This is a genomic window from Bradyrhizobium oropedii (assembly GCF_020889685.1).
Lineage (GTDB): Bacteria > Pseudomonadota > Alphaproteobacteria > Rhizobiales > Xanthobacteraceae > Bradyrhizobium > Bradyrhizobium oropedii.
Window position 1 is genome coordinate 1 of sequence record NZ_JACMYO010000069.1, and the last position, 26,233, is coordinate 26,233.

Genomic DNA, 26,233 nt, shown 5'->3' on the forward strand with positions numbered 1-26,233 from the left:
GAGTATGCGACGCCGCTCTCGCTTCCGTTGGAAGCAATTAGCGATCCGCCCGCCCGATCACGTCCATCAGCTCGGCGATCTTGCGCCGCTGGTCGGCCTTGTCGCCGGACGAGATCGCATGCTCGACGCAATGAGCCACATGATCGCGCAGGACCTCTTCCTCGACGCGGCGTAGCGCCGCGCGCGCGGCCGCGATCTGCGTCACCACGTCGATGCAATAGCGGTCTTCCTCGACCATGGCGCCCAACCCGCGGATCTGACCCTCGATCCGTTTGAGGCGTTTTAAACAGGATGTCTTGACGTCGTCTCTCATAGGTCTCATATACCCCCCTAGGGTATGTAAATCAAGAGGCCGGAATACCGGCCGGGAAGAGTTTCGTGGCACAGGCAAAGCACGACCATTCGCACGCGGATCATCACCATCATGGCGCGGCCGGGCATTCCTGCTGCGGCGGCAAGCATGATCACGACACGACGCCGGCGGAAGCAGCGTTCGCGATCGATCCGGTCTGCGGCATGAAGGTCAACCCGGCGACCGCCAAGCACCGCTTCAGCTACAAGGGCGAGGAGTACCTGTTCTGCAGCGGCCGTTGCCGCGAGCGCTTCGAGGCCGAGCCGGACAAGTACCTCAAGCCGCGCGAACCGGAGCCGCCGGCGCCTGCGGGCACGATCTACACCTGCCCGATGCACCCCGAGGTGCGCCAGGTCGGTCCCGGCAGCTGCCCGATCTGCGGCATGGCGCTGGAGCCCGAGCAGGTCTCGCTCGACGATGGACCCGATCCTGAGCTGATCGACATGACGCGGCGATTCTGGATCGGGCTCGCGCTGACCTTGCCGGTGTTCGTGCTCGAGATGGGCAGTCATCTCGGGCTGATGCATCTGGTGCCGATGGGCCGGTCGAACTGGATCTCGTTCGTGCTGGCGACGCCGGTGGTGCTGTGGGCCGGCGCGCCGTTCTTCGTGCGCGGCTGGCAGTCGCTCGTCACCCGCAATCTCAACATGTTCACGCTGATCGCGATGGGTACCGGCGTTGCCTACGTCTACAGCGTGGTTGCGACCTTGGCGCCGCAACTGTTCCCGCCGGCATTCCGCGACATGCATGGCGCGGTCGCGGTGTATTTCGAGGCGGCGGCCGTGATCACGGTGCTGGTGTTGCTCGGCCAGGTGCTCGAATTGCGCGCCCGCGCGCAGACTTCCGGCGCGATCCGTGCGCTGCTCGGGCTTGCGCCCAAGACCGCGCGGCGCATCACCGAACATGGCGACGAGGATATCGACATCGACGCGATCAAGGTCGGCGATCGCCTGCGCGTGCGCCCCGGCGAGAAGGTTCCGGTCGACGGCGTCGTCATCGAGGGCCGTGCCGTCATCGACGAATCCATGGTGACAGGTGAATCGATGCCGGTGACGAAGGCCGAAGGCGCCACCGTGATCGGCGGCACCGTCAACCAGAGCGGCGGTCTTGTGATGCGCGCCGAGAAGGTCGGCCGCGACACCATGCTGTCGCGGATCGTCGACATGGTGGCGAAGGCGCAGCGCTCGCGCGCGCCGATCCAGCGGCTCGCCGATCGCGTCGCCGGCTGGTTCGTGCCGGCGGTGATCGCCGCTGCCGTGCTCGCCTTCATCGCCTGGTCGGTGTTCGGCCCCGAGCCGCGCCTGACCTTTGCATTGGTCGCCGCCGTCACGGTGCTGATCATCGCCTGCCCCTGCGCGCTCGGGCTGGCCACACCGATGTCGATCATGGTTGGTGTCGGCCGCGGTGCGCATTCGGGCATCCTGATCCGCGACGCGCAGGCGCTGGAGCGGATGGAGGCGATCGACACCCTTGTCATCGACAAGACCGGTACGCTCACCGAGGGCAAGCCGAAGGTCGTGCGCATCATTGCTGCCGTCGACGAGAGCGACTTGCTACGCCTTGCTGCCAGCGTGGAGCAGGGTAGCGAGCATCCGCTGGCGCAGGCGATCATCGCATCTGCCAAGGAGCGCAAGCTCGCATCTTCCGCCGTTAGCAACTTTGCCTCGCCCTCGGGCAAGGGCGCGACCGGCATGGTCGACGGCAAGCAGGTTGCGCTCGGCAACGCCGTGCTGATGGGCGATCTGAAGATTGCGACGGCGGAGTTGGACCAGGCTGCCGAGGCCGCGCGGCGGGACGGTGCAACCGCGATCTACGTCGCGGTCGATGGCCGTGTTGCCGGCGTGATCGCGATCGCAGATCCGGTGAAGCCGTCGGCAGCCAACGCGTTGCAGGCGCTGCGCGCCGAGGGTCTGCGCATCGTGATGCTGACCGGCGACAATGAGACCACCGCGCGCGCGGTTGCGAAGACGCTTGGCATCGACGAGGTCGAGGCCGGCGTGCTGCCGGAGCGCAAGAGCGAGGTCGTGCAACGGCTGCGCGGCGAAGGCCGCACCGTCGCGATGGCCGGCGACGGCGTCAACGATGCGCCGGCGCTTGCCGCGGCCGACGTCGGCATTGCGATGGGCGGCGGCACCGACGTCGCGATCGAAAGCGCAGGGATCACGCTGCTTACCGGCGACCTGATGGGCCTCGTCCGCGCGCGGCGATTGTCGGTCGCGACCATGCTCAACATCCGCCAGAACCTGGCGTTCGCGTTCGTCTACAACGCCGCCGGCGTGCCGATTGCGGCCGGCGTGCTGTATCCGTTGTTCGGCATCCTGCTGTCGCCGATGGTCGGCGCGGCTGCGATGGCGCTGTCCTCGGTCAGCGTGATCGGCAACGCGCTGCGGCTGTCGAGGGTGAAGCTCGACTGAGCTTCTTACCTCGCCCCGCGTGCGGGGAGAGGTCGGATCGCATGGAGCGAAGCGAAATGCGGTCCGGGTGAGGGGGCGTCTCCGCGAATTCAACTTTGAGTCTTTTGCGGAAGCAGCCCCTCACCCCGACCCTCTCCCCGCATCCGCCTTCGCCCGAAGGTGGGCTTCGGCGGACAAGAGAGCGGGGCGAGGGAGAACAAGCCTCACGCCGGCAGCAGCAGCTGCGCGCGCCGCTCCATCTCGGCGTCGAGCCAGGTCGCGAGATCTTCGCTCACCTCGACCATCGGCAGCCGCACCTCGGGACTGTCGATCAGCCCCTGCCGCCACAGCCAGTGCTTGGCCGGCGCCGGGCTCGGTTCGGCGAACAGCAGCCGGGTCAGGCCGACGACGCTTTGCCAGGCGGCCAGCGCCGCGTCGCGGTTGCCTTGCCGCAGCAGCGTGCGGATCGAAGCGAAGGTGTTGGTCTCCAGATGCGCGGACAGCAGGATCGCGCCGTCGGCGCCGTCCGAGAGCGCATCGAAGGTCTGCGCATCCTCACCCGTCAGCACGCGGAAGCCTTCCGGCCGGCGGTTGAGGAAGTCGATCGACTGCGCGCGATCGGCACAGCAATCCTTCATGCCGGCGATGTTCGGATGTTCCGCGAGCGCCAGCAGCGTCTCGTTGGTCAGGTTCACCGCCGTGCGATAGGGAATGTTGTAGAGCACGATCGGCCACGACGCGTGATCGGCCAGTGCGTTGAAGTGCTGCACGAGGCCGCGTTGCGAGGGTCTGGTGTAATAAGGGCTTGCGATCAGATAGCCGTTGATCGGCCAGTCGGCCGTGTCATCCAGCGCTTCCTTCATCCGGGCCGTGGACGCGCCGGAGAGCCCGAGACAGACCGGCATATGGCGGGAGTTGGCACTGAGCTCGTCGAGCACGACGCTGACCAGCCCCTCCAGCTCATCGGTGCTCAGCGCCATGCCTTCACCGGAGGTTGCACCGAGGATGAACCCGTCGACAGGGCCGCTGGAATAGTGTCGCACGAGGCGGCGCAGCGACGTGGCATCGAGCTCGCCGCCGCGGAACGGCGTGATCAGGGGCAGCCAGAGGCCCTGCAATTGCTGGTGTAGGTCAGTCATGTTCCATCTCCTGGGAAGGCAAAGCCGGAGACGGGACCAACAAAAAACCCCGTCCAGGCGGCGGGGTTTCGGGATCGGTTTGAATGCGAAGGTGATCTTATCGCGCGCGATCTCGTGTCCCCGGGAGGGGAGCTTTTTTCGACGAGAGAGCGGCGCACGAAGTCGTGATCATGGGTCGATGATGCTGCGCTGCGAGGTTGTTGTCAATGCACATGCTGACCGGGGCGTGCGGTACGTTTTTGCATGACATGTGGGTGAAAAGACATGCGTATGAAAAAAAGCCGGGCTCAAGTGAGCCCGGCTTAAGGTATTGGCCACGTGAGGCCGACACAATCACCTTCCAAGAGGGATTACTGAACTTCCGCGCCACTGGAGGAGGGGGACATATGCGCGACGCGACCGCTCAGCGTGTCAACACTATGATCCCCATCGATGGCATGCAGCAACTATCCAGGTCGCATGTCAGTCATGCGGAGACCGGGGGCAGCACCGATATCCCTATAAACGCGCCCTATAAGGCCGGCTTAATCAGGACGGCCAGCGCTGCGCCTTGCTGACCACGAAGTCGCGGAACACCTGCACCCGGGCCACTGTCTTCAGCTCTTCCGGATAGACGAAGTAGGTGTCGAGCGCGATCGAGTCGGACTCGCCGAACAGCTGCACGAGGTTGTTCTGTTCGACCAGATAGTCCGGCAGCGCGGCGATGCCGAGGCCCTGCTGGCAGGCGCGCACGAGGCCGAGGATGTTGTTGACCTTGAAGTAGGGCTCGCGCGGACCGGATCCGTTGCGGCCGGCATCGATCAACCAGCTGCGGTTCTGCAGATGCGGCGGCACCTGCGAGTCGCCGAGCATGATGATGCGGTGCGAGTCGAGATCGTCGAGCGTCCGCGGCGTGCCGAAGCGCTTGATGTATTCCGGCGAGCAATAGGCATGGAAGCCGATCGAGAACAGCTTGCGCTGGATCAGGTCGGGCTGGGTCGGCTTGCGGGTGCGGATCGCGACGTCGGCCTCGCGCATCGACAGGTCGAGGTCCTCGTCGGTGACGATCAGCGAAATCCGGATGTCCGGATAGAGCGCGACGAACTCGTCGAGCCGCGGGATCAGCCAGTTGATGCCGAGCGCCGGCGGCGTCGTGATCTTGAGATCGCCGCTCGGCCGCTCGCGGCTGTCGGTGAGCTTTGCGCGCGCCGCCTGCAACTGCATGAACACGTCATGCGCGGTGCGGAACAGCAGGTCGCCCTGTTCGGTGAGGATCAGGCCGCGGGCATGGCGGTGAAACAGCGAGACCGAGAGCTCCTGCTCCAGTGCGCTGACCTGGCGGGAGACCGCCGATTGCGACAGGCCAAGCTGCTCGCCGGCATGCGTGAAGCTGCCAGCCTCCGCCGCCGCGTGAAAGACCTTCAGCTTGTCCCAATCCATATCCGTAAATCCGTCGCGAGAGCGTGCCATGATTATTCCGCCGCTGCGCGATCGCTCGCGCGAAGAGCAATGAAGCGTTCGGCCTCGAGCGCTGCCATGCAGCCGAGGCCGGCGGCGGTGACCGCCTGCCGAAAGGTTTCGTCCGCCACGTCGCCGGCGGCGAACAGGCCGGGCACCGAAGTCGCCGTGGAATTCGGCGCCACCTCGACATAGCCCGACGGTTTCAGCTTGATCTGGCCTTTGACGAGCTCCGTCGCCGGCGCATGGCCGATCGCGACGAAGACGCCGTCGGTCTTGAGGTCGGTCAGTGCGCCGGTCTTGACGTTCTTGAGCCGCACATGGGTGACCTTGTTCGGGTTCTCCGACCCGCAGATCTCGTCGATCGCGGAATCCCACACCACCTTGATCTTGGGATGCTTGAACAGCCGCTCCTGCAGGATGCGCTCGGCGCGGAAATGATTGCGGCGATGCACGATGGTGACTTGCGAGGCATGATTGGTCAGGTACAGCGCTTCCTCGACCGCGGTGTTGCCGCCGCCGACCACCACGACCTCCTTGCCGCGGTAGAAGAAGCCGTCGCAGGTCGCGCAGGCCGACACGCCGCCGCCCTGAAACTTCTCTTCCGACGGAAGACCGAGCCAGCGCGCCTGGGCGCCAGTGGCGAGAATGACCGACTCGGCGAGATAGACGTCGCCGGAATCGCAGGTCAGGCGGAACGGCCGCTGACCGAGTTCCAGCTTGGTGACGAGATCGGTGACGATCTTGGTGCCGACATGGGCCGCCTGCTTCTCCATCTGCTCCATCAGCCAGGGGCCCTGGATCACGTCGGCGAAGCCGGGATAGTTCTCCACGTCGGTGGTGATGGTGAGCTGCCCGCCCGGCTGAATGCCCTGGATCAGGATCGGTTCGAGCATCGCGCGCGCCGCGTAGATCGCTGCGGTGTAACCGGCGGGGCCGGACCCGATGATGACGACCTTGGCATGGGTAGGCGCGGGCATTTTGAGATCCCTCTGTTTTGGGGATTTTGATCAGGGACTTGTGCGGGAAGCGCCCCGGAAGCAGGTCACGGCGGCGCCAAAAGTGTCAAATCCAAGTCTAGGATATCTGGGTAGCTATGCAAGAATTGCAATCCATGGCAGCGATTTTTCCCCGGAACTGAAGTCACATTCGCGAAATCATGCGCTGCACGCGCAATAAAATTGCGCAATGCCGGCTGGCTGGGCTATGAGAGTTGCCGGCAGACTTGCCAAACCTTCCAAACCCCAGGGGAACTGTAGTCGCGTGTCGAAGAACCTTGACGAGATCGACCTCAAAATCCTCGCCGAGATCCAGGCCGATGGCCGAATCACCAACGTGGAACTCGCCAAACGCGTCGGGATCTCGCCGCCGCCCTGCCTGCGCAGGGTCCGGGCGCTGGAAGAGGAAGGCTACATCCAGGGATATCGCGGCCTGCTCGATCCGCGCCGCCTCGGCTACGACGTCACGGTGTTCGCCTCGGTGCATCTGTCGAGCCAGGCCGACGCCGACCTGCGCGCCTTCGAGAATTTCGTGCGCGCCGAGCCGCTGGTGCGGGAATGCTGGATGCTGTCGGGCGAGGTCGATTTCATCCTCAAATGCGTCGCCCCCGACATGGCGACGTTCCAGGACTTCGTCACCCATCTGACGGCCGCGCCGCATGTGCGCAATGTCAGGACGTCGCTGGTGCTGCACAATTCGAAATACGAAGCCGCGGTGCCGCTCGGACTGAAGGCTGCGGGCTGACGGGCGGAGCCCGTCATTCCGGAGCGATGCGTCAGCATCGAATCCGGAATCTCGAGATTCCCCGATGCGCGCATCTGAGGTCTGGTGCTTGCGCACCAGACCGGAATGACATCGTTGTTGTCGGTTAGGTGAGACTCGCTTGGAGTCGTTACCTCTTGCCCATTGCAGCGTCGACGCTGATCGGGCCGGGCCCGAGGTCGCGAGATACAGGCAAGCAAAGCAGAATGCGATTGCAAGACTGCCGTTGTTGAGCAGCGGATAGAAGCCTTTGGGGAAATGGCCCATGAAGTAGGCGAAGGCCATTTCGCCTGCCAGGATGAAGGCCACGATCCGCGAGAAAAGGCCGATCATCAGCAGCCCGCCCAGGATCAGTTCGAGCGTGCCGGCTGCTCCGATCAATGAGAACAGTTCGACTTTCTCGAACATCGTTCCGGGCGGGAATTTGAAAAGCTTGGCGACGCCAAACTGAAACAGCAGCAGCCCTGTGATGAATCGAAACAGGCTGAGCGCCAGCGGCTGAAGCTTGGATAGTGTCTGGTCCATTGTCATTTACCCCCTGTTTGACATGCTGGAACGTTGCACGATGCAGAAACACACGGTGTCCGCCACCCGAGTGTGATGTCAACACCTTGTGTCTGGAATCATTCCTCGCGCGATGGCCGTCGCGAAGGAATGCGACGGTGACACGGTGACGCGCAGCGATGCATGTTGCGACGCAATCATTCACCCGAGTGCCGTCCCCCGACATGATTATACTGCATAAACATGTCACGGCCTCACTAGTATGCCGTGTACCCGCTCTCCACTCACATTGCTGTCAGACGCGGGGAAAACGCGGGCACAAAAAAAGCCGCGTGCAGGACGCGGCCTTTTTGCACCAGTCACATGGAAGTAACTACCGCCACTCGACCTTGGTGATCTCGTAGGCCTTGGCGCCGCCCGGCGCCATCACTTCGACGGTGGTGCCCTTCTTCTTACCGATCAGCGCGCGCGCCAGCGGCGAGGTGATGGAGATGCGGCCCTTCTTGGCGTCGGCCTCGACCTCGCCGACGATCTGCCACACCGCCTTCTTCTCGGTGTCCTCGTCGATCAGCGTCACGGTCGCGCCGAACTTGATGGTGTCGCCGGACAGTTTCGAGATGTCGATGATGTCGGCGCGCGCGAGCTTGTCCTCGAGCTCGGCGATGCGGCCTTCGTTGTGCGACTGCTCTTCCTTGGCGGCGTGATACTCGGCGTTCTCCGAGAGATCGCCATGCGAGCGCGCTTCCGCAATGTGTTCGATGATGCGCGGACGATCCTCCGACTGGCGTCGCTTCAACTCGTCCGTCAGCGCGGCGTATCCACCCGCGGTCATCGGAACCTTATCCATCATCTTCGTCCTTCATCGTGCGCGCCCGGCGGCCGTGCACGAATATCCAGTTCAGCTAACGCAGGAATCAGGACGCAAGCGCGCCCGGAAGCCCAGTGATTTTCGGCCCCGCTAAGGGCCGTGACAACATCCAAGCGCGCGGTGAGTTCCAGCCATTCGGCTAATTGACCGCGCCGGGCCTTTAGCCCAGGCAGCGGTCAGTTTTCGGAAAAGTAACTCTGAAGCGTGCGGACCTCAAGGTCCCCGTCCCGATAGGCCCGGATCCCCCGTGCGGCCGCCACCGCGCCTGAAAGAGTGGTGTAATATGGCACTTTATGCAAGAGGGCAGCCCGCCGCAGCGAACGGCTGTCGGCCAGTGCCTGCGGACCTTCGGTGGTATTGAAGACCAGCTGGACGTCGCCATTGGTGATGGCATCGACGATATGCGGACGGCCTTCGAGCACCTTGTTGACCTTTTCCGTCGGCACGCCGTTGTCGCTGAGATAGCGTTGCGTGCCCGAGGTTGCCATCACCTTGAAGCCGAGCGAGTGCAGCAGCCGCACCGCATCCGCGATGCGCATCTTGTCGTCGCCACGCACCGAGACGAACACCGTGCCCTGCCGCGGCACGCGCGTGCCGCCGCCGAGCTGGCTCTTGGCGAACGCGACCTCGAAGGAGCGGTCGAGGCCCATCACTTCACCGGTCGAACGCATCTCCGGTCCGAGCACGGTGTCGACGCCGGGGAAGCGGGCGAACGGGAATACCGATTCCTTCACGCCGACATGGTCGAGCTTCTTCTTCTTCAGCTTGAAGTCGGCGAGCTTCTCGCCGGCCATGATCCGCGCCGCGATCTTGGCGACCGGGGTGCCGATCACCTTGGCGACGAACGGCACGGTGCGTGACGCGCGCGGGTTGACCTCGAGCACGTAGATCTCGCCGTCCTTGATGGCGTATTGCACATTCATCAGGCCGACCACGTCGAGGCCGAGCGCGAGCTCGCGGGTCTGCCGCTCCAGCTCCTCGATCGTCTTCGCGTCGAGCGAATGCGGCGGCAGCGAGCAGGCGGAGTCGCCGGAGTGGATGCCGGCTTCCTCGATGTGCTCCATGATGCCGACGATGAAGGTGTCCTTGCCGTCGCAGAGGCAGTCGACGTCGACTTCGGTCGCATCGGACAGATAGCGGTCGAACAGCAGCGGGTTCTTGCCGAGCACGGTGTTGATCTGCCCGGTCTTGTCGTTCGGATAGCGTGCCTTGACGTCGGCGGGCACGAGTTCGGGCAGCGTTCCCAGCAGGTAATCGTTGAGCTGGGTCTCCTCGCGGATAATCTGCATCGCGCGGCCGCCGAGCACGTAGGACGGACGCACGACCAGCGGCAAATCGAGATCGGCGGCGACCAGGCGGGCCTGCTCGACCGAATAGGCGATGCCGTTCTTCGGCTGCTTGAGACGGAGCTTGTCGAGCACGCGCTTGAAGCGGTCGCGGTCCTCGGCGAGGTCGATCGCGTCAGGCGAGGTGCCGAGGATCGGCACGTCGGCGGCTTCGAGCGCGCGGGCAAGCTTCAGCGGGGTCTGGCCGCCGAACTGCACGATCACGCCATGCAGGGTGCCGTTCTTGCGCTCGGTCGCGATGATCTCCAGCACGTCCTCGGCGGTGAGCGGCTCGAAATACAGCCGATTGGCGGTGTCGTAGTCGGTCGACACCGTCTCCGGATTGCAGTTGACCATGATGGTCTCGTAGCCGGCGTCCTCGAGCGCGAAGCAGGCGTGACAGCAGCAATAGTCGAACTCGATGCCCTGGCCGATGCGGTTCGGCCCGCCGCCGAGAATGATCACCTTCTTGCGGTCCGACGGCGCGCTCTCGTCGGCGAGCTCGCCGGCGAACGGCCGCTCATAGGTCGAATACATGTAGGCGGTGGGCGAAGCGAACTCCGCCGCGCAGGTGTCGATGCGCTTGAACACCGGGCGCACCCCGAGCGCGTGGCGCTTGGCGGTGACGTCGGCCTCGGTGCTTTCCGTCAGCACGGCGAGCCGCGCATCCGAGAAGCCCATCGCCTTCAGCGTCCGCATTCCGAACGCGTTCGGCGGCAGGCCGTTGTTGCGGACCTTGTCCTCCATCTCGACGATGGCGCGCATCTCCGCGAGGAACCAGGGGTCGATCTTGCAGGAGTTGAAGATCTCCTCGTCGGTCCAGCCGAGCCGCATCGCCTGCGCGACCTGCAGGATGCGGTTCGGCGTCGGCGTGCCGAGCGCGGCGCGGATCGCGTTCTTGTCGTCGCCGCGGCCGAGCCCCTCGATCTCGATTTCGTCGAGGCCGGTCAGCCCGGTCTCGAGCCCGCGCAGGGCCTTCTGCAGGCTTTCCTGGAAGGTGCGGCCGATCGCCATCACTTCGCCGACCGACTTCATCGAAGTCGTCAGCGTGGAGGAGGCGCCGGGGAATTTCTCGAATGCAAAGCGCGGAATCTTGGTGACGACGTAGTCGATGGTCGGCTCGAACGAGGCGGGCGTGGCGCCGCCGGTGATATCGTTGGCGATTTCGTCGAGCGTGTAGCCGACCGCGAGCTTGGCCGCGACCTTTGCGATCGGGAAGCCGGTGGCTTTCGATGCAAGCGCCGACGAGCGCGACACGCGCGGATTCATCTCGATCACGACCATGCGGCCGTCGACCGGGTTGATGCCGAACTGGACGTTGGAGCCGCCGGTCTCGACCCCGATCTCGCGCAGCACCGCCAGCGAGGCGTCGCGCATGACCTGGTATTCCTTGTCGGTCAGCGTCAGCGCCGGCGCGATGGTGATGGAATCTCCGGTATGCACACCCATCGGATCGAGGTTCTCGATCGAGCAGATGATGATGCAATTGTCCTTCTTATCGCGCACCACCTCCATCTCGTACTCTTTCCAGCCGAGCACGCTTTCCTCGATCAGCACCTCGTTGGTCGGAGAGGCGTCGAGCCCGCGCTCGATGATGTCGAGGAACTCTTCCTTGTTGTAGGCAATGCCGCCGCCGGTGCCGCCCATGGTGAAGGAGGGACGGATGATCGCGGGCAGGCCGATCTCGGACAGCGCCATCAGCGCCTCGCCGAAGGCGTGCTCCTGATAGCGTTTACGGCGGTCGTTCTCACCGAGCGTCCACTGCCGCTCGAGCTCTTCCAGCGCCGCGCCGGACAGTTTCTCGCGCTCGGCGAGGTATTTGTCGCGGTAGGACTTCTTCAGCGCCGAGGCGTTGGCGAGCCGCGATTTTGGCGTCTCCAGCCCGATCTTGGTCATGGCCTCGCGGAACAGCTGGCGATCCTCGGCCTTGTCGATCGCATCGGCGGTTGCGCCGATCATCTCGACGTCGAACTTGTCGAGCGTGCCCTGACGGCGCAACGACAGCGCGCAGTTCAGCGCGGTCTGGCCGCCCATGGTCGGCAACAGCGCGAAGCCGCCCGGTATGACGTGGCGCTCCTTCTCGATGATCTTGCCGACGATTTCGGATGTGATGGGTTCGATATAGGTGGCGTCCGCCAGTTCCGGATCGGTCATGATGGTGGCCGGATTGGAATTGACGAGGACGACGCGGTAACCCTCCTCCTTCAGAGCCTTCACCGCCTGCGTGCCGGAATAGTCGAATTCGCAGGCTTGGCCGATCACGATGGGACCGGCGCCGATGATCAGGATGGTGGAGATGTCGGTTCTTTTGGGCATCAGCTCTCGCGGACTGGAATTTGGGCACAAAAAAAGGGCGCGCTTCCCGCGCGTCCCTCGAGCCCTGCGCTACATGTTTGTAGCGCGGGAAGCGCGATCCCTCGCGCGCGGGAGGTCTTTAGACCAGTTTCCGCACCTGCGAAACCCCCAAAAATGCCCAATCAACCGCGATTCTGGGGGAAATGGCTCATTCGACGTATGCCCGGTTGGGGGTGCTCAGGGGGCGGGGAGTGGCTTGTCCGGGGGCCCGGCTTCGCCCTGCGGGCTACGCCGCGGCAGCCTTCGCCATGAGACGGCTTGCCGAGCCGAAGCTGCGTCAGCAGCGAAGGCTGGAGGCCCGGCCTGGATTTGAACCAGGATAAACAGTGTTGCACCACTGCCGCGTCGACGCTTCCGCCACCGGGCCGAGTGGATCATTGCTGATTATTTCAGGGTCCGCTACGTTTACTTTTGGTTAACCCTAATATCTTGTACAACCCCTGATCAATGGTGCGCCACGAATGTCATCCGCCACGGATTGTGCCCGATGTTGCGCGGCGCGCGCGTGGCGCTGAAGCCGGCGGCGCCGAGCTTTTTGATCATCTCGTCCTCGCGGTAGCGCTGTAGTCCGATCTTGGTGCGCAGCTGCCGGTAATCGGACAATGCCGTCGAGGCGAGCCCGACCAGCGCATCGCGCAGGAAGCCGTGGGCCGCCGCAAACCGCAGCAGTGCGACGACGTCCCTGATCATGCCGACTTCGGGCCGCAGGATGTCGCCGAGCACGAAACGGCCCGAGGGTTTCAGCAGGCGATGGATCACGTCGAATGCGTTGTCGAGCTCCTGCGGCGTCATGTATTGCGCCACCGAATTCATCACCACGAGGTCGATCGAGTCGGCGTCCATGTGCTTCAGATCATCGAGCGAGCGGACGCGGATCCTGGTGTCGGGTGCAAAGCGCGCGACCAGGCGGCCGCGTACACCGGGCGCGGGCTCCGCCAGATAGAGCTGGGTGCAGGCATTGGCGACCTTCGCCGCCGACAACGCCTCGCCGCACGCATAGTCGAGCACCACGGCGTCAGGCGAGGTGATGTAGCCGATGATGTCGTTTGCGATGACCTGGAAATGCAGGTCGCGGTGCAGTCGGCTCGCATAAATCGTATGTGTGGAATCGTAATAATCGATCCATTCATCCATCGCGTTTGGTATCCGGCAGAACGGGTTCCTGACCTCAGGAACGGGTGAACTGATGATGCGTTAGCGGTCCGGCGGCTAATGTTCAATGCGCCGAAATACGGGAGTTCCTAACAGGAACGTCCAACGTGAGCAAAGCCCGGACGGATAAGATCTCTCGCGATATCGAGCTCTCTCAACACGCATCCGGCCGACGCTTTTTGCGCCTTGCCTGACGACCAAGAGCATTCACGTGGAATTTTCACCTGGAATTTTCACCTGGAATTTTCGGCGCCGGCCCCGGCATCTCAATGATTGCTATTTGTTGCTGAACAACAACGCGGCGTAGAACTCACCCTATCCCACAACGCAAGAAGGAGGGCGACAGCGCGCGCTGAAACATCAACGCTTCCACAACCGCACCAGCGGCCCATTGCTGCCCATCACTGGATCGGTCGCGGGGATCGCGACCAGCGGAATCGTCTTCAGCGCCTTTGTGTGGTTCTGCGGCGTCGGCCGCAGCAGATCCATCGGCGGTCCCGGCGGATAGGCGCCGACCACGCAAAAATCATCGCTGGTCGACAGGCACTGATGCCCGGTACCGGCCGGCAGGATCGCGACGTCGCCGGCTGCGATCTCGAGTGCTCGCCCGTGCTCGCCGCCGAACTGCACGCGCGCGCTGCCGCGGGCGACGCCGAGCACCTCATGCACGGTGGCATGGTAATGCGCGAAGTCGTAGACGCCGTTGCGCCACATCGCGTCCCAGCCATTCTTGCCGAACAACTGCTCGATCGTGGCCTCGGGATTTTTGCCGACATCGACCGTGCCCTTGTAAACCAGGAACGGCATCGGATTGTTCGGCACCAGCCCGTCGTCCTCGAAGACGATGGCAAGCGGCTCGGCCCCGGCTTTGACTGCGGACATCGTGACCCTCCGGCGCGTCTGAGCGAAAGATTATCCGTGCAGCAACCCGTTGTCAGCGTGCCGCGTTCCTCCTGAAATGGTCGAGCTCCAGCTTGTCCTCATCAGGTTCCTTTGGGCAGCTCGAACACCAGGCAGGTCGTGGTCGCATGCGCGAGCAGCTTGCCCTTGTCGTCGGTGATGCGTGCTTCGGCGGTTGCAACACGGCGGCCGGCGTTGAGGACGTGGCCTTCGGTGCGGATCGTGCCGGTGTCCTGGCTCATGCCGCGGACGAAGGAGATCTTGAACTCCAGCGTGGTGTAGCCGAAACCCTGCGGCAGCGTGGTCTGCACCGCGAGCCCCATCGCGGAATCCAGCAGGATCGCGGCGTAGCCGCCATGCACGGAGCCGATCGGGTTGTAGTGGCGCAGGCCGGGGATGCTGTGGATCACCACATGGCCGGTCTCGGCTGAGCAGTCGAACGGTTCGACCGTCTCCATGATCGGCGGCTCCGGCAAGGTGCGGGCAAAGATGCCGCGCACGAAGTCGAGCCCCGGCATCGACGCCATCACCGCCAGCGAGGAGACGCCGTATTCGGGCTTTGGGGGAGAGCTGTCGGTCACTGGGAGATATCTCCGTCATTGCGAGGAGCGCAGCGACGAAGCAATCCATCGCTCCATGCGGGGATAGATGGATTGCTTCGTCGCTGCGCTCCTCGCAATGACGGAGTGTTAAGCCGCGCTCTTCTTCTGCCGCATCAGATCGGCGAAGCGCTGGAACAGATAGTGCGAGTCGCGCGGTCCGGGCGAGGCCTCGGGATGATACTGCACCGAGAACACCGGCTTGCCGTCGAGCGCGATGCCGCAATTGGAGCCGTCGAACAGCGAGATATGGGTCTGCGTCGCGCCGGCAGGCAGCGTCGCCTGATCCACCGCAAAGCCGTGGTTCATCGAGGTGATCTCGACCTTGCCGGTGGTCTCGTCCTTGACGGGATGATTGGCGCCGTGATGGCCCTGATGCATCTTCATGGTCTTGGCGCCGACGGCGAGGCCGAGCATCTGATGGCCGAGGCAGATGCCGAAGGTCGGCGTCCCCGAAGCGATCACCTTCTGGATGACGGGCACGGCATATTTGCCGGTGGCGGCGGGATCGCCGGGACCGTTCGACAGGAACACGCCGTCCGGCTTCATCGCCAGGATGTCCTCGGCCGCCGTCATCGCCGGCACCACGGTCACCTTGGCGCCGACGCCGGCGAGCAGGCGCAGGATGTTGCGCTTGATGCCGTAGTCGATCGCGACCACGTTGAATTCCGGCGCGGTCTGCCGGCCAAAGCCCGTGCCCCACGCCCAGGGCGTCTCATCCCAGGTGAAACGCTGGCCGGAGGTGACCATCGGCACCAGGTCCATGCCTTCGAGGCCGGGCCATTCGCGGGCCTCTTCCTTCAGGCCGTGCAGGTCGAACTCACCGCTTTTCGCGTGCGCGATGACAGCGTTGGGCATGCCCTTGGAGCGGATCAGCGCGGTCAGCGCGCGGGTGTCGATGCCGGAGAGGCCGATGATGCCGCGCGCCTTCAACCATTGGTCGAGATGGCGGGTGGCGCGGTAATTCGACGGGTCGGTGATCGCCGAGCGCAGGATCACGCCGCGCGCGCCGGGTGTCGCGGCCATGTTCACCGTCTCGATGTCTTCCTCGTTGGTACCGACATTGCCGATATGCGGGAAGGTGAAGGTGATGATCTGGCCGGCATAGGACGGATCGGTGAGGATCTCCTCATAGCCGGTCATCGCGGTGTTGAAGCAGACCTCGCCGACGGCGTGGCCTTCCGCGCCGAGACCGAAGCCTTCCAGCACGGTACCATCGGCGAGCACAAGGAGCGCGGTCGGTTTGTGGTCCGGCCAGGCGGGAGCGTTTTCGGGGGTTGTCATGAGCCCTTTAAATAGTCGCCGCACCCTGCGGCGTCAAAGCGAAAGGGCACGGATTCACACGGCAATCCCAGTCGATTTGACAGGCCGGAACGGCCTTTTAATCTAAAGTTCCTTGAAGCGGCCGTTTGCTTGCCGAAAATGACCCGGTCCGGAGCTCCCGCATGGATAATTCGATGCCGATCCTGCTCGTACCGGGCCTCATCTGCTCGCCGCGGATTTTTGCCCCGGTCCTCCCGGCGCTGTGGCGGTGCGGGCCGGTCACCGTCGCCAACCATGTCAGGGACGACAATATGGGGGCGATCGCCCGTCGGATCCTGGCCGAGGCGCCGCCGCGCTTTGCGCTCGCCGGGCACTCGATGGGCGGCTACATCGCCTTCGAGATCATGCGGCAGGCGCCCGAGCGGGTCGCGAAACTGGCGCTGATGAGCACCCAGGCGCGGGCCGACACGCCGGAGGCAACCGCACGCCGCCGCGGCATGATCGAGCGCGCCAAGAGCGGTCAGTATCGCAGCGTGGTCGACGAGCTGTTTCCGGGCTTCGTGCATCCGTCGCGACAGGGCGATGCAGGCCTGCGCCGGATCGTCGACGACATGAGCGAGGACGTCGGTGCCGAGGCCTTCATCCGCCAGCAAAACGCGGTGCTCAGCCGTCCGGATTCGCGGCCGAGCATGGCCTGGATCAAGTGCCCGACGCTGGTGCTGACGTCGGACACCGACAACACCGTACCGAATTTGCTGTCGGACGAGATGGCCAACGGCATTCCCGGGGCCAAGCTCGTTGTGATCCCCAATTGCGGTCACCTGCCGCAGCTGGAGCAGCCCGTGGCCTGTGCCGATGCGCTGGTTGAGTGGTTGCGGACTTAGGTTGTTCTGCGGCGCCAAACTGCTTACATGAAGTGATTACCGGCTTAAGGACACCAGAATGCTGCGCGACGACATCAACACTGCGGTCAAGGAAGCGATGAAGGCGAAGGATGAGCGCAAGCTCTCCACGCTGCGCATGGTCAATTCGACCATCAAGAACGCCGACATCGACGCGCGCGGGCAGGGCAAGCCGCCACTCTCGGATGCCGATCTGCTCGGCCTCTTGCAGAAGATGATCAAGCAGCGCCAGGAATCGGTCGAGCTCTACGACAAGGGCGGCCGCGCCGAGCTCGCCGATCAGGAGCGCGCGGAGATCGCCGTGATCACCGCCTACCTGCCGAAGCAGATGTCGGACGACGACGTGAAGGCCGCGATTGCGGCCATCATCGCCGAGACCAATGCGGCCGGCATCAAGGACATGGGCAAGGTGATCGGCGCCTTGAAGGCGAAGTACGCCGGCCAGATGGATTTCGGCAAGGCCAGCGGCCTCGTCAAGGCGGCGCTGTCGTCTTGATCTCGTAGCCCGGATGCGGCGAAGCGAAATCCGGGTAAGTCGTCGGTTCGGTGAGGTCCCGGATTACGCTTCGCTTCATCCGGGCTACGCATGACCCGCCCTTTGGCAGCGGAGGCTTCCGATGTTTCGTGTCGCCGCGGACAGTCTGGAAGCCTATCTCGCCTTTGATCCGGCCCGCACCGCGGATCTCGAACAAGTGCATGCGGTGATGCGGAAGGCGGCGCCGTCGCTCCAGCGCCACTTCCATGCGGGCTCTCCGGCCGGTGAGGCCGGCATGCGCATGAACATAATCGGCTACGGCCAGTTTCGCTACGCCATCAAGTCCGGCAAGACGGCGGTCTGGCCCGTGATCGGGCTGGCGCTGCAGAAGAACTACATCAGCGTCTATGTCGCGGTGACCCGCGGCGGCAAGCCGCTGGTGTCCTGCTACGCCGGCACGCTCGGCGAATTGCGGGCGGGCGGCAACAATTTCAGCTTCGAGACGTTTGTTGATCTGAAGGCGTCTGCGGTGGCGGCGCTGTTCGCCGAGGCCGCCGATATCTTCAAGGCGGATCAGGAGAACCCGGTCCGCTATATGCAGGGCAGCTGAGATCAGTCTGCCTAGGAGGCGCCGAGGACCCGTGCAAGGCTCCGCGAAGGCGGCGCTCTCGGGGTGAGGTTCTGGATAAACTGGAGACAGGCCATGGCCGATCAGCAAGCTCCTTCCGGTCCGGATCTGACACAAGGTGTCGCACTCGCCGAATTCCCGGGCACGATGTTGCTCGGCCATGTCGGTGACGAGGACGTGCTGCTGGTGCGCTCGGGGGCGGATATCTTCGCGATCGACGCACATTGCAGCCACTACCACGGCCCGCTTGCCGACGGCCTGGTCGAGGGCGAGACGGTCCATTGCCCGTGGCATCACGCCTGCTTCGACATTCGCACCGGCGAAGCGGTCGCCGCGCCCGCCTTCAATCCGCTCTCGGTCTGGAAGGTCGAGCGCGAGGGCGATCGCATCATCGTGCGTGAGAAGCGCGAGCAGCCGAAACCCCGCATCAAGGGCCCGGTCGATGCGCCCGGCAGGATCGTGATTGTCGGCGGCGGCGCGGCGGGCTTTGCCGCCGCCGAGATGCTGCGACGGCAGGACTATCGCGGCAGCATCGTGATGCTGAGCGGCGAGGACGCGCCGCCGGTGGATCGGCCGAACCTGTCAAAGGACTTCCTCGCCGGCAGCGCGCCGGAAGACTGGCTGCCGCTGAAGCCGGATAATTTCTACACGGACGCGGCGATCGATCTGAGACTCAAGACCGAGGTCAAATCGATCGACACCGGCCGGCGCAATGTCGTGCTCGCCGGCGGCGAAGCGCTCAGGTATGACCGGCTGCTGCTGGCGACCGGCGCGGAGCCGGTGCGGCTGCCGATCCCGGGGGCGGACCAGCCCCACGTTCATGTGTTGCGCACCCTCGACGATTGCCGGGCGATCATCGCCTCGGCCGACGGCGCGCGCCGCGCGGTCGTGATCGGTGCAAGTTTCATCGGGCTCGAAGTTGCGGCCTCGTTGCGCGCGCGGGAGATCGAGGTTCACGTGGTCGGGCTGGAGCAGCGGCCGCTGGAGCGCGTGCTTGGGCCTGAGATGGGCGATTTCGTCCGTGCGCTGCACGAAGAGCATGGTGTCGCCTTCCACCTTGGTGACACCGTGACCGCGATCGAAGGCAAAAGCGCGCGCCTGAAGAGCGGGCCCGTGCTCGATGCCGACCTCGTCGTGCTCGGTGTCGGTGTGAAGCCGCGGCTGGCGCTGGCGGAAGGGGCCGGGCTCGCGATTGATCACGGGGTGAAGGTGGACGCCTATCTCGAGACCAGCGTTTCCGGCATCTACGCGGCCGGCGACATTGCGCGCTGGCCCGATCCGCACGGCGGCGAGAATATCCGGGTCGAGCACTGGGGGGTGGCTGAGCGCCAGGGCCAGACCGTTGCGCGGAATATGCTTGGGCAGCGCGAGGTGTTCGATGCGGTGCCGTTTTTCTGGAGCCAGCATTACGACGTGCCGATCAATTATGTCGGCCACGCCGAGCAGTGGGATGAGATCGCGGTGGATGGCAGTATTGCCGGCAGGGATTGCATGCTCCGCTACAAGCGCGGCGGGCGCGTGCTCGCAGCCGCGTCGATCTACCGCGACCTCGAAAGCCTCAAGGTCGAGTTCGCAATGCAGCGCGCGGCCTGACCGCTTTCCCCCTCAAGGAGGGTTTGTGGTCTGACGGCGATGGTCTACTCTGCCGCCATGCTTCAGGATGCCAAGACCTACGACGAGCTCTACCGCAACTTCCGCTGGGACGTTCCCGCGCGCTTCAACATGGCGACCGCTTGCTGCGACCGCCATGCCGACGGCACCGGCCGGCTTGCGCTGGTCTATGTCGACGAGGAGGGCGGCACCACGCGCACCTCGTTCGACGCGGTCGCAGATGCGTCGCGCCGCTTCGCCAATGTGCTGACCGCCGACGGCCTGGTCCGCGGTGACCGCGTCGCGGTGTTCCTGTCGCAGTCGCTCGAACTGCCGGTCGCGCATCTCGCGGCGTTCCGTGCGGGCCTGATCTCGATCCCGCTGTTCGCGCTGTTCGGCGAGGACGCGCTCGAATTCCGCCTGTCCAACTCGGCGGCGAAGGCCGTCATCACCGATGAGGCCGGCTGGGAGAAGATCGCAAAGATCCGCGATCGCCTGCCCGACTTGAAGAACGTCTATATCGTCGGCGAGAAGACGCCGGCCGGCACCAAGCCGTTTTGGGGCGCGATCAAATCGGCGCCCCTGGAATTCGCCACTGTCGACACGTCGGCCGACGATCCCGCGCTGATCATCTACACCTCCGGCACCACGGGCAATCCGAAGGGCGCGCTGCATGCGCATCGCGTCGTGCTCGGCCACCTGCCCAATGTCGAGATGTGCCACAACTTCCTGCCCCGCCCGGGCGACCTGATGTGGACGCCGGCCGATTGGGCCTGGATCGGCGGTCTGATCAACGGCCTGTTCGCGTTCTGGTACCACGGCATTCCGATGGTCGGTCACCGCGCCCGCAAGTTCGAGCCGCAGGCGGCGATGCAGATGATGGCTGAACTCGGCATCCGCAATGTGTTCCTGCCGCCGACCGCGCTGAAGCTGATGCGGCAGGCCGATGTGAGGAATTCGGGCGTCAAGCTGCGCAGCATCTTCACCGGCGGCGAGTCGCTCGGCGGCGAATTGCTCGGCTGGGTGCGCGAGACCTTCGGCATCGATGCCCATGAGGTGTTCGGCCAGACCGAATGCAATCTCGTGATCGGCAGCAACTCCAACCTGTTTCCGATCCGGCCGGGCTCGATGGGCCGCGCGACGCCGGGCTTCGACGTCCGCATCGTCAACGACAAGGGCGAGGAGCTGCCGCGCGGACAGCGCGGTATCATCGGCGTGCGGCAGCCCTGCCCGTGCACGATGATCGAGTACTGGCGCAATCCCGAGGCGACCGCGAAGAAGTATGCCGGCGAATTCCTTTTGACCGGCGATCTCGGAGTGCAGGATGAGGACGGCTATTTCTGGTACGTCAGCCGCGAGGACGATGTCATCACCACCGCCGGCTATCGCGTCGGCCCGTCCGAGATCGAGCACACGCTGATGAAGCATCCGGCGGTCGCGATGTCGGCGGTGGTCGGCATTCCCGATCCGATCCGCACCGAATCGATCAAGGCTTGGATCGTGCTGCGGCCGGGCTATGCGCCGAGCGATGCACTGGCGCGCGAGATCCAGGAGTTCGTCAAGGTCCAGCTCGCCGCCCACGAATATCCGCGCTTCGTGCAGTTCGCCGACAGCCTGCCGATGACGGCGACGGGCAAGGTGCTGCGGCGCGAGCTGCGGGCGCTGGGCTAGATTCTTTCGACTGTCGTCCCGGACAAGCGAAGCGCGATCCGGGACCCATAACCACAGCTGTTTATTGTTGCGCGACGCTGTGGCTCCAGCGTGCTCCGCCACGATGAGCGGTGGTTATGGGTCCCTGCTCCCGTGCGCAATTGCGCACTAGGCAGGGACGACAGCGGAGTATGCGGCGACTTGTGCGCCAACCTCACCCCGGCATCGGGATTCCCAATTCCTTCAGCGCGGCCAGCATGCGCGGCGGCGGCTGCATCGGTATCACCATGGCCTTGCCGGTCTCCAGCAGGCTCTTCAGGCTGGAGAGGATCGCCGGCCAGCCGGTCCGGCCGCCGGACAGGATGTCGTCGCTGATCGGGCGGTCATGCGATTGCAGCAAGGTCAGCTTCACGCCGTCGCCGGCTTGCTCGATCTCGTAAGTGACGAGCGTCGGCCCAAGCGTTTCGACGAGCTGCGGCCAGTTGACGTTGAAGGTGACGGTCAGCCGCTTCTGGGGATCGCACTCGATCACCTCGCCGGAGATGTGCAGCGCGCCGTCGGGCGTGCGCACGATGTAGGCACCGCCGACCCGAAGATCGACCTCGACCGCGTTGCCGGAAAAATACTGCCGGCTGAGTTCGGCGTTCGTCAGTGCCTGCCATACCTTCTCCGGCGTCGAGGCGATGTAGATCGCGTAGACGATCGCCGGTTTGAATTTCTCGATGTTCATGTCCGCACGTGTCCTTCGATAGATCTTCATGGCTAGGCGCAGTCGAGCCCGAGCGTCTCGGGCGCGATCCTGAACACCTTGCCGGTCTCGAGCAGGCTCTTGAGCCCGGACAGGATCACCGGCCAACCGTTGGAGATGCCCTCGAACAGCTTGCTGCCCACGCCGAAGCCGTCATGCGTGACGGTCAGCTTCACGACGCTGCCAAATGGTTCGAGCGTGAGGACGACCTTGGTCGCCGGCTCCTTGCGCATTTCAGGATCGGCCTCGTGCTTGAACGTGTAGGCGAGGCGGCGCGGCCGGTCGAACTCGAGGATCTCGCCGGTGTCGGTGACCTTGCCGTTCATCACCAGCGCCACCGGCGCACCGACGGTCCAGTTCGACCTGAGCTCGGTGTCGAACCAGTATTGCTGCGTGAACTCGCTCGATGTCAGCGCGTCCCACAGCTTCTCGGGCGTGGTCTCGATGTAGGTGACGTAGACGAATTCCGGCTTAGGCATGGGACGTCTCCTTTGCGCCGCTGGTGGGCAGGTCGGCCGGCAGTTCGCGTCCGGTCTCGAGGAAGCTCTTCAGGCTGGCGATCACCATCGGCCAGCCGCCGGAAATGTCGCGCAGCGTCTTGGGGCCGAGATTGTCATGTGTCACGGTCAGCTTGGTAACCCCGCCGCGCGGTTCGATGTCGAAGGTCACGCGCGAGACCTGCTCGCGCTCGACGCCTTCCTTCACCACATCCCAGCTATAGGCGAGCTTGTTCGTCGGATCGGCGATCAGCACTTCGCCCTGCACCGCGCGACTGCCGTTCTTGGCCAAATCATAGGGTGAGCCGACCTTCCAGTCGGAGGTCGCGCGATAGCCGAACCAGAACCGTTCGGTGAATTCGCTCGATGTCAGCGCGTCCCACAGCTTTTCCGGCGTGGTCTCGATATAGGTGACGTAGACGTAGTCCGGTTTACTCATCACGCTTCTCCAATTGTCTTTTCAATTCGCTGAGCGCGGCAAGTTTCCCGCGCTCGAACTTCCTGATCCACCGCTCGCCGATCTGATGGATCGGAACCGGGTTGAGGTAATGCAGCTTCTCGCGGCCATGCTTGATCGTGGTGACGAGGTTGGCCTCCTCGAGAATCCCAAGGTGCTTGGTGACGGCCTGACGCGTCATGTCGAGGCCGTCGCAGAGCTCGCCGAGCGTCTGCCCGTTCTGATCGTGAAGCCGGTCAAGCAGCGTGCGCCGTGAGGCATCCGCGAGGGCTTTGAAGACTTCATCCATGGGGCGGATAATAGGCAACCAGATGGTTGCATGTCAAGAGCGTGTGTTCGGGCACCGGCATCGCCGTGCTAGCGTCCCGCGCAGCCAACGCAGATTGGTGTGGAACATGGGGTGGTGCACATGGGTGGTCGCGTTACGGCAGTTTGCTGCACGTTTCTTCTTGTCCTGCTCGCACATGCTGCGAGCGCCCAGCAGCCGAAGATCGGCGACCCGCCCGAAGCCTCCAACATGCGGCTGGTTGGAACCAGTGATTTGCAGGCGCGCAGCGCCTATCAGCCGACCATTCATCATCAGGGCGACCGCTGGATCGCCTATATCGGCCATCACGGCGGCACCGACGACATTCCCGATCCCGTCAATCCGATGACCGGCAAGGCCGAGCCGAACGGCACCTCGATCGTCGACGTCACCGATCCCGCGCATTCAAGATATCTGCGGCACATTCCCGGGCAGGAAGGCAAATATGAATCCGGCGGCGCGCAGATGGTGCGGATCTGTGACGGCAAGGATCTGCCGAAGGGCGACCGCAACGCCGTCTACATGCTGCGCACCTTCGGCAGCGAAGCGCATGAGATCTGGAACGTGGCCGATCCCGCGAATCCCGTGCTCGTCACCCGGATCGGCGGGTTGAAGGACACGCACAAGAATTTCTGGGAGTGCAGCACCGGCATCGCCTTCCTGGTATCGGGCGCACCGGATTGGCGCACCCGGCGCATGACGCAGATCTACGATTTCTCCGATCCCGCGCATCCTGTGAAGATCAGGGATTTCGGCCTGCCGGGGCAGGAGCCGGGCGCGACCGGCGCGGTGCCGACCGAATTGCACGGACCGATCTCGACCGGACCGCAGGGCAACCGCGTCTATTTCGGCTACGGCACCAACAAGGGCGGCTTCCTGCAGATCGTCGATCGCGACAAGCTCCTCAACGGACCGAAAGAGCCGACGCCGGACAATCTGACATTCCCGGAGATCGCGCGAATGCCGCTGTCGGCGATGAACGGCGCGCACACGGTGTTTCCGATGCTGGGGATGCCGATCGCGGAGTTCGTTCACGACAAGGACGGCAAGAGCCGCGACATCGTGATGATCGTCGACGAGGCGATCCTCAACGAATGCGGCGAGGCGCGGCAGATGGTATGGTTCGCCGACGTCACCACCGAGACGCGGCCGATGATGATCTCGAGCTACACCGTGCCCGAGGCCTCCGGCTCATTCTGCGACCGCGGCGGCCGGTTCGGCTCGCATTCGTCGAACGAGAGCATGGCGCCGGTCTATTACAAGAAGCTGGCCTTCATCGCCTTCTTCAACGCCGGTGTCCGCGCGCTCGATATCCGCGATCCCTATCATCCCCGGGAAGTCGGCTACTTCATTCCCTCCATCACGGCGGCGACCGACAAGCGCTGCGTTACCATCGACGGCGCTGACCGCTGCAAGGTCGCGATCCAGACCAACAATGTCGAGACCGACGAGCGCGGTTACATCTACGCGGTCGACCGCGCCAACACCGGGCTGCACATTCTCGAATTGACCGGCGCGGCGCGGGCCGTCGCGGGCCTGCCGTGAGCACGCGATGATGCGCTCGTGGCCCTCGATCGCGGCGATGTTCCTGGCGCTCGGCGGCCTGTCGGCCGTGGCCGGCTACGAGATGGCGCCGCCGCGAGCCGCGCAGTGGCACGAAATCGCCTGGCCGTTCCCGCGCGACGGCTGGCCCGCCGGCCGTGCCTTCCGCTGTGGTGCGACCGAGTGCGGTGCTGATGTGGAGGTCTATCTCAGGCCGAAGCTCGGCTTCTGTAATTGCGACGGCGGCGTCGCCGATGACGACGAGGTCGACCGGGTTTCCGATGTCGACATGATCAGCCCGCGCTTTGCGCCGCTGAAGGCGGGCGATGTCATTGATGTCGCCGGCATGCTGGGACGGATCAGGGCTTATGACGTCGAGATGCGCGGCGGCATGCGGACAGCGATCGGGATCGCAGTGTCGCATCGCTGTAATCTGATGGCCGTAGCGGCGCAGGGCGGGGGAGAGGCCGCGCGGGTGCGGCGGGCAGTGCTGACGTTCTTGCAGTCGCAAGAGATCAAGAACTGGGCGGTCGTCGCGATGGAGGGCCGTTGAGCTCGGCGCTTTTCACCTCGCCCCGCTTGCGGGGAGGGTCGGATCGCATCGTCAGATGCGATCAGGGTGAGGGGGTACAGGTCTAACCGCCAGCACCCCTGGTGGAGAAAGCCCCTCACCCCAACCCTCTCCCCGTGAAGGACGGGGAGAGGGAGCAGACCGCTTCCATGTTCGCCTCCTGCATGCATAATGTTGGCAAAGAACAGAAGAGTTCCCCATGTCCCTGCAAGCCTATTTCGCCTTCGTCGCCGCCTGCATTGCGCTGGCGCTGTTGCCCGGTCCGATCGTCACGATGGTGATCGCGAACGGGCTGCGCTACGGCACGCGTGCCGCGCTGACCAATGTGCTGGGCGCGCAGGTCGGGCTTGCGATCATGATCGGTATTGTCGCGGTCGGCCTGACCTCGCTGATGGCCACCATGGGTTACTGGTTCAATTGGGTGCGCTTCGCGGGCGCCGCCTATCTGGTCTGGCTCGGCATCAAGCTGATCCGCTCGCCGGTCGAAGGCGTCGGCACCGACGACAAGCCGCCGCCGCCGCGCGGCGGCTTCTTCCTGCAAGGCTTTCTGGTGCTGCTCTCGAACCCGAAGGTGCTGGTGTTCTTCGGCGCCTTCATCCCGCAGTTCATGGACATGGACAAGCCGCACCTGCCGCAGGTGGCGCTGCTCGGCGTTACCTTCATGGCAACCGCCGTGCTGACCGACGCCGCCTACGCGCTGGCCGCAGGTCGCGCCCGAAAATTCTTCTCCAAGGAGCGGACGCGGCTGATGTCGCGGATCTCGGGCGGCTTCATGATCGGCGGCGGCATCTGGCTGGCTTTGACGCGGGCGCGGTGAG

At 64.4% G+C, this 26,233-nt stretch carries 24 protein-coding genes, 1 tRNA gene and 1 pseudogene; 10 read left to right on the forward strand and 16 right to left on the reverse strand.

Annotated elements, in window-relative coordinates; translation table 11 throughout:
• Nucleotides 1-37: 37 nt before the first annotated feature.
• A complete protein-coding gene (locus H8A95_RS20220) occupies nucleotides 38-313 on the reverse strand; it encodes a metal-sensitive transcriptional regulator (protein ID WP_163155172.1) in 276 nt (91 codons plus the stop codon).
• 65 nt (nucleotides 314-378) lie between these two features.
• Between H8A95_RS20220 and H8A95_RS20225 the strand changes: the two genes are divergently transcribed.
• Nucleotides 379-2,766 carry a heavy metal translocating P-type ATPase gene (locus tag H8A95_RS20225; RefSeq protein ID WP_338027895.1) on the forward strand — a complete coding sequence of 796 codons (2,388 nt, stop codon included), beginning with the start codon at nucleotides 379-381 and terminating at the stop codon, nucleotides 2,764-2,766.
• Between the two features lie 203 nt (nucleotides 2,767-2,969).
• On the opposite strand, the gene dapA is transcribed toward H8A95_RS20225, so the two are convergent.
• The 3 genes from dapA to trxB form a co-directional block, all read right to left on the reverse strand.
• Nucleotides 2,970-3,884, reverse strand: coding sequence for a 4-hydroxy-tetrahydrodipicolinate synthase (dapA, locus tag H8A95_RS20230; protein ID WP_229184681.1), 915 nt, complete (start codon nucleotides 3,882-3,884; stop codon nucleotides 2,970-2,972).
• A gap of 528 nt (nucleotides 3,885-4,412) precedes the next feature.
• Nucleotides 4,413-5,333 carry a LysR family transcriptional regulator gene (locus H8A95_RS20235; RefSeq protein WP_029081982.1) on the reverse strand — a complete coding sequence of 307 codons (921 nt, stop codon included), beginning with the start codon at nucleotides 5,331-5,333 and terminating at the stop codon, nucleotides 4,413-4,415.
• 2 nt (nucleotides 5,334-5,335) lie between these two features.
• A complete protein-coding gene (trxB, locus tag H8A95_RS20240; RefSeq protein ID WP_229184682.1) occupies nucleotides 5,336-6,301 on the reverse strand; it encodes a thioredoxin-disulfide reductase in 966 nt (321 codons plus the stop codon).
• Nucleotides 6,302-6,584: 283 nt separating this feature from the next.
• Here trxB and H8A95_RS20245 point away from each other — a divergent pair, with 283 nt between their 5' ends.
• Nucleotides 6,585-7,064, forward strand: coding sequence for an Lrp/AsnC family transcriptional regulator (locus tag H8A95_RS20245; RefSeq protein ID WP_029081984.1), 480 nt, complete (start codon nucleotides 6,585-6,587; stop codon nucleotides 7,062-7,064).
• Nucleotides 7,065-7,212: 148 nt separating this feature from the next.
• Here H8A95_RS20245 and H8A95_RS20250 read toward each other — a convergent pair.
• From H8A95_RS20250 to carA, 8 genes and pseudogenes are all read right to left on the reverse strand, one after another.
• Nucleotides 7,213-7,607 (reverse strand): annotated as a pseudogene (locus tag H8A95_RS20250) (DoxX family protein).
• Nucleotides 7,608-7,959: 352 nt separating this feature from the next.
• Nucleotides 7,960-8,433 carry a transcription elongation factor GreA gene (gene greA / locus H8A95_RS20255; protein WP_089025704.1) on the reverse strand — a complete coding sequence of 158 codons (474 nt, stop codon included), beginning with the start codon at nucleotides 8,431-8,433 and terminating at the stop codon, nucleotides 7,960-7,962.
• Between the two features lie 197 nt (nucleotides 8,434-8,630).
• Nucleotides 8,631-12,095, reverse strand: a complete 3,465-nt coding sequence (gene carB, locus H8A95_RS20260; protein ID WP_229184683.1) for a carbamoyl-phosphate synthase large subunit — start codon at nucleotides 12,093-12,095, stop codon at nucleotides 8,631-8,633.
• A 330-nt stretch (nucleotides 12,096-12,425) separates the two neighbouring features.
• Nucleotides 12,426-12,501, reverse strand: a tRNA-OTHER gene (locus H8A95_RS20265).
• A 77-nt stretch (nucleotides 12,502-12,578) separates the two neighbouring features.
• The gene (locus H8A95_RS20270; RefSeq protein ID WP_229184684.1) at nucleotides 12,579-13,268 is read right to left on the reverse strand and encodes a class I SAM-dependent methyltransferase; all 690 of its coding nucleotides are present in this window, start codon (nucleotides 13,266-13,268) and stop codon (nucleotides 12,579-12,581) included.
• 378 nt (nucleotides 13,269-13,646) lie between these two features.
• A complete protein-coding gene (locus H8A95_RS20275; RefSeq protein ID WP_229184685.1) occupies nucleotides 13,647-14,168 on the reverse strand; it encodes a cupin domain-containing protein in 522 nt (173 codons plus the stop codon).
• Between the two features lie 101 nt (nucleotides 14,169-14,269).
• A complete protein-coding gene (locus H8A95_RS20280; RefSeq protein WP_233287137.1) occupies nucleotides 14,270-14,713 on the reverse strand; it encodes a PaaI family thioesterase in 444 nt (147 codons plus the stop codon).
• A gap of 162 nt (nucleotides 14,714-14,875) precedes the next feature.
• Nucleotides 14,876-16,069, reverse strand: coding sequence for a glutamine-hydrolyzing carbamoyl-phosphate synthase small subunit (gene carA, locus H8A95_RS20285; RefSeq protein WP_229184687.1), 1,194 nt, complete (start codon nucleotides 16,067-16,069; stop codon nucleotides 14,876-14,878).
• 161 nt (nucleotides 16,070-16,230) lie between these two features.
• On the opposite strand from carA, the gene H8A95_RS20290 reads away from it, so the two are divergent.
• The 5 genes from H8A95_RS20290 to H8A95_RS20310 all read left to right on the forward strand — a co-directional run bounded on the left by H8A95_RS20290 (nucleotide 16,231) and on the right by H8A95_RS20310 (nucleotide 21,314).
• Nucleotides 16,231-16,932: an alpha/beta fold hydrolase gene (locus H8A95_RS20290; RefSeq protein ID WP_229184688.1), complete on the forward strand. Its 702-nt coding sequence runs from the start codon at nucleotides 16,231-16,233 to the stop codon at nucleotides 16,930-16,932.
• Nucleotides 16,933-16,990: 58 nt separating this feature from the next.
• Nucleotides 16,991-17,446, forward strand: a complete 456-nt coding sequence (locus tag H8A95_RS20295) for a GatB/YqeY domain-containing protein (protein ID WP_229184689.1) — start codon at nucleotides 16,991-16,993, stop codon at nucleotides 17,444-17,446.
• Nucleotides 17,447-17,567: 121 nt separating this feature from the next.
• Nucleotides 17,568-18,035 (forward strand): DUF1801 domain-containing protein, encoded by a 468-nt coding sequence (locus H8A95_RS20300; RefSeq protein ID WP_229184690.1) that lies wholly within the window; start codon nucleotides 17,568-17,570, stop codon nucleotides 18,033-18,035.
• Nucleotides 18,036-18,128: 93 nt separating this feature from the next.
• On the forward strand, nucleotides 18,129-19,646 hold the full coding sequence (locus H8A95_RS20305; protein WP_229184691.1) for an FAD-dependent oxidoreductase: 1,518 nt from the start codon (nucleotides 18,129-18,131) through the stop codon (nucleotides 19,644-19,646).
• A 57-nt stretch (nucleotides 19,647-19,703) separates the two neighbouring features.
• Nucleotides 19,704-21,314: an acyl-CoA synthetase gene (locus H8A95_RS20310; protein WP_229184711.1), complete on the forward strand. Its 1,611-nt coding sequence runs from the start codon at nucleotides 19,704-19,706 to the stop codon at nucleotides 21,312-21,314.
• A 193-nt stretch (nucleotides 21,315-21,507) separates the two neighbouring features.
• On the opposite strand, the gene H8A95_RS20315 is transcribed toward H8A95_RS20310, so the two are convergent.
• Genes H8A95_RS20315 through H8A95_RS20330 form a run of 4 tightly spaced genes read right to left on the reverse strand, consistent with a single transcriptional unit; the run spans nucleotide 21,508 to nucleotide 23,284 of the window.
• The gene (locus tag H8A95_RS20315; RefSeq protein WP_229184692.1) at nucleotides 21,508-22,023 is read right to left on the reverse strand and encodes an SRPBCC family protein; all 516 of its coding nucleotides are present in this window, start codon (nucleotides 22,021-22,023) and stop codon (nucleotides 21,508-21,510) included.
• Between the two features lie 32 nt (nucleotides 22,024-22,055).
• Nucleotides 22,056-22,520 carry an SRPBCC family protein gene (locus H8A95_RS20320; protein ID WP_229184693.1) on the reverse strand — a complete coding sequence of 155 codons (465 nt, stop codon included), beginning with the start codon at nucleotides 22,518-22,520 and terminating at the stop codon, nucleotides 22,056-22,058.
• Nucleotides 22,513-22,977: an SRPBCC family protein gene (locus tag H8A95_RS20325; RefSeq protein ID WP_229184694.1), complete on the reverse strand. Its 465-nt coding sequence runs from the start codon at nucleotides 22,975-22,977 to the stop codon at nucleotides 22,513-22,515. Before H8A95_RS20325 ends, H8A95_RS20320 begins: the two co-directional genes overlap by 8 nt.
• Nucleotides 22,970-23,284 (reverse strand): ArsR/SmtB family transcription factor, encoded by a 315-nt coding sequence (locus H8A95_RS20330; protein ID WP_024581051.1) that lies wholly within the window; start codon nucleotides 23,282-23,284, stop codon nucleotides 22,970-22,972. The genes H8A95_RS20325 and H8A95_RS20330 overlap by 8 nt, the downstream gene beginning before the upstream one ends.
• A 120-nt stretch (nucleotides 23,285-23,404) precedes the next feature.
• Here H8A95_RS20330 and H8A95_RS20335 point away from each other — a divergent pair, with 120 nt between their 5' ends.
• From H8A95_RS20335 to H8A95_RS20345, 3 genes are all read left to right on the forward strand, one after another.
• Nucleotides 23,405-24,847 (forward strand): LVIVD repeat-containing protein, encoded by a 1,443-nt coding sequence (locus H8A95_RS20335; protein WP_229184695.1) that lies wholly within the window; start codon nucleotides 23,405-23,407, stop codon nucleotides 24,845-24,847.
• A 7-nt stretch (nucleotides 24,848-24,854) separates the two neighbouring features.
• Nucleotides 24,855-25,397, forward strand: a complete 543-nt coding sequence (locus tag H8A95_RS20340; protein WP_229184696.1) for a hypothetical protein — start codon at nucleotides 24,855-24,857, stop codon at nucleotides 25,395-25,397.
• A 217-nt stretch (nucleotides 25,398-25,614) separates the two neighbouring features.
• A complete protein-coding gene (locus H8A95_RS20345) occupies nucleotides 25,615-26,232 on the forward strand; it encodes a LysE family translocator (RefSeq protein WP_229184697.1) in 618 nt (205 codons plus the stop codon).
• Nucleotide 26,233: the final 1 nt, after the last annotated feature.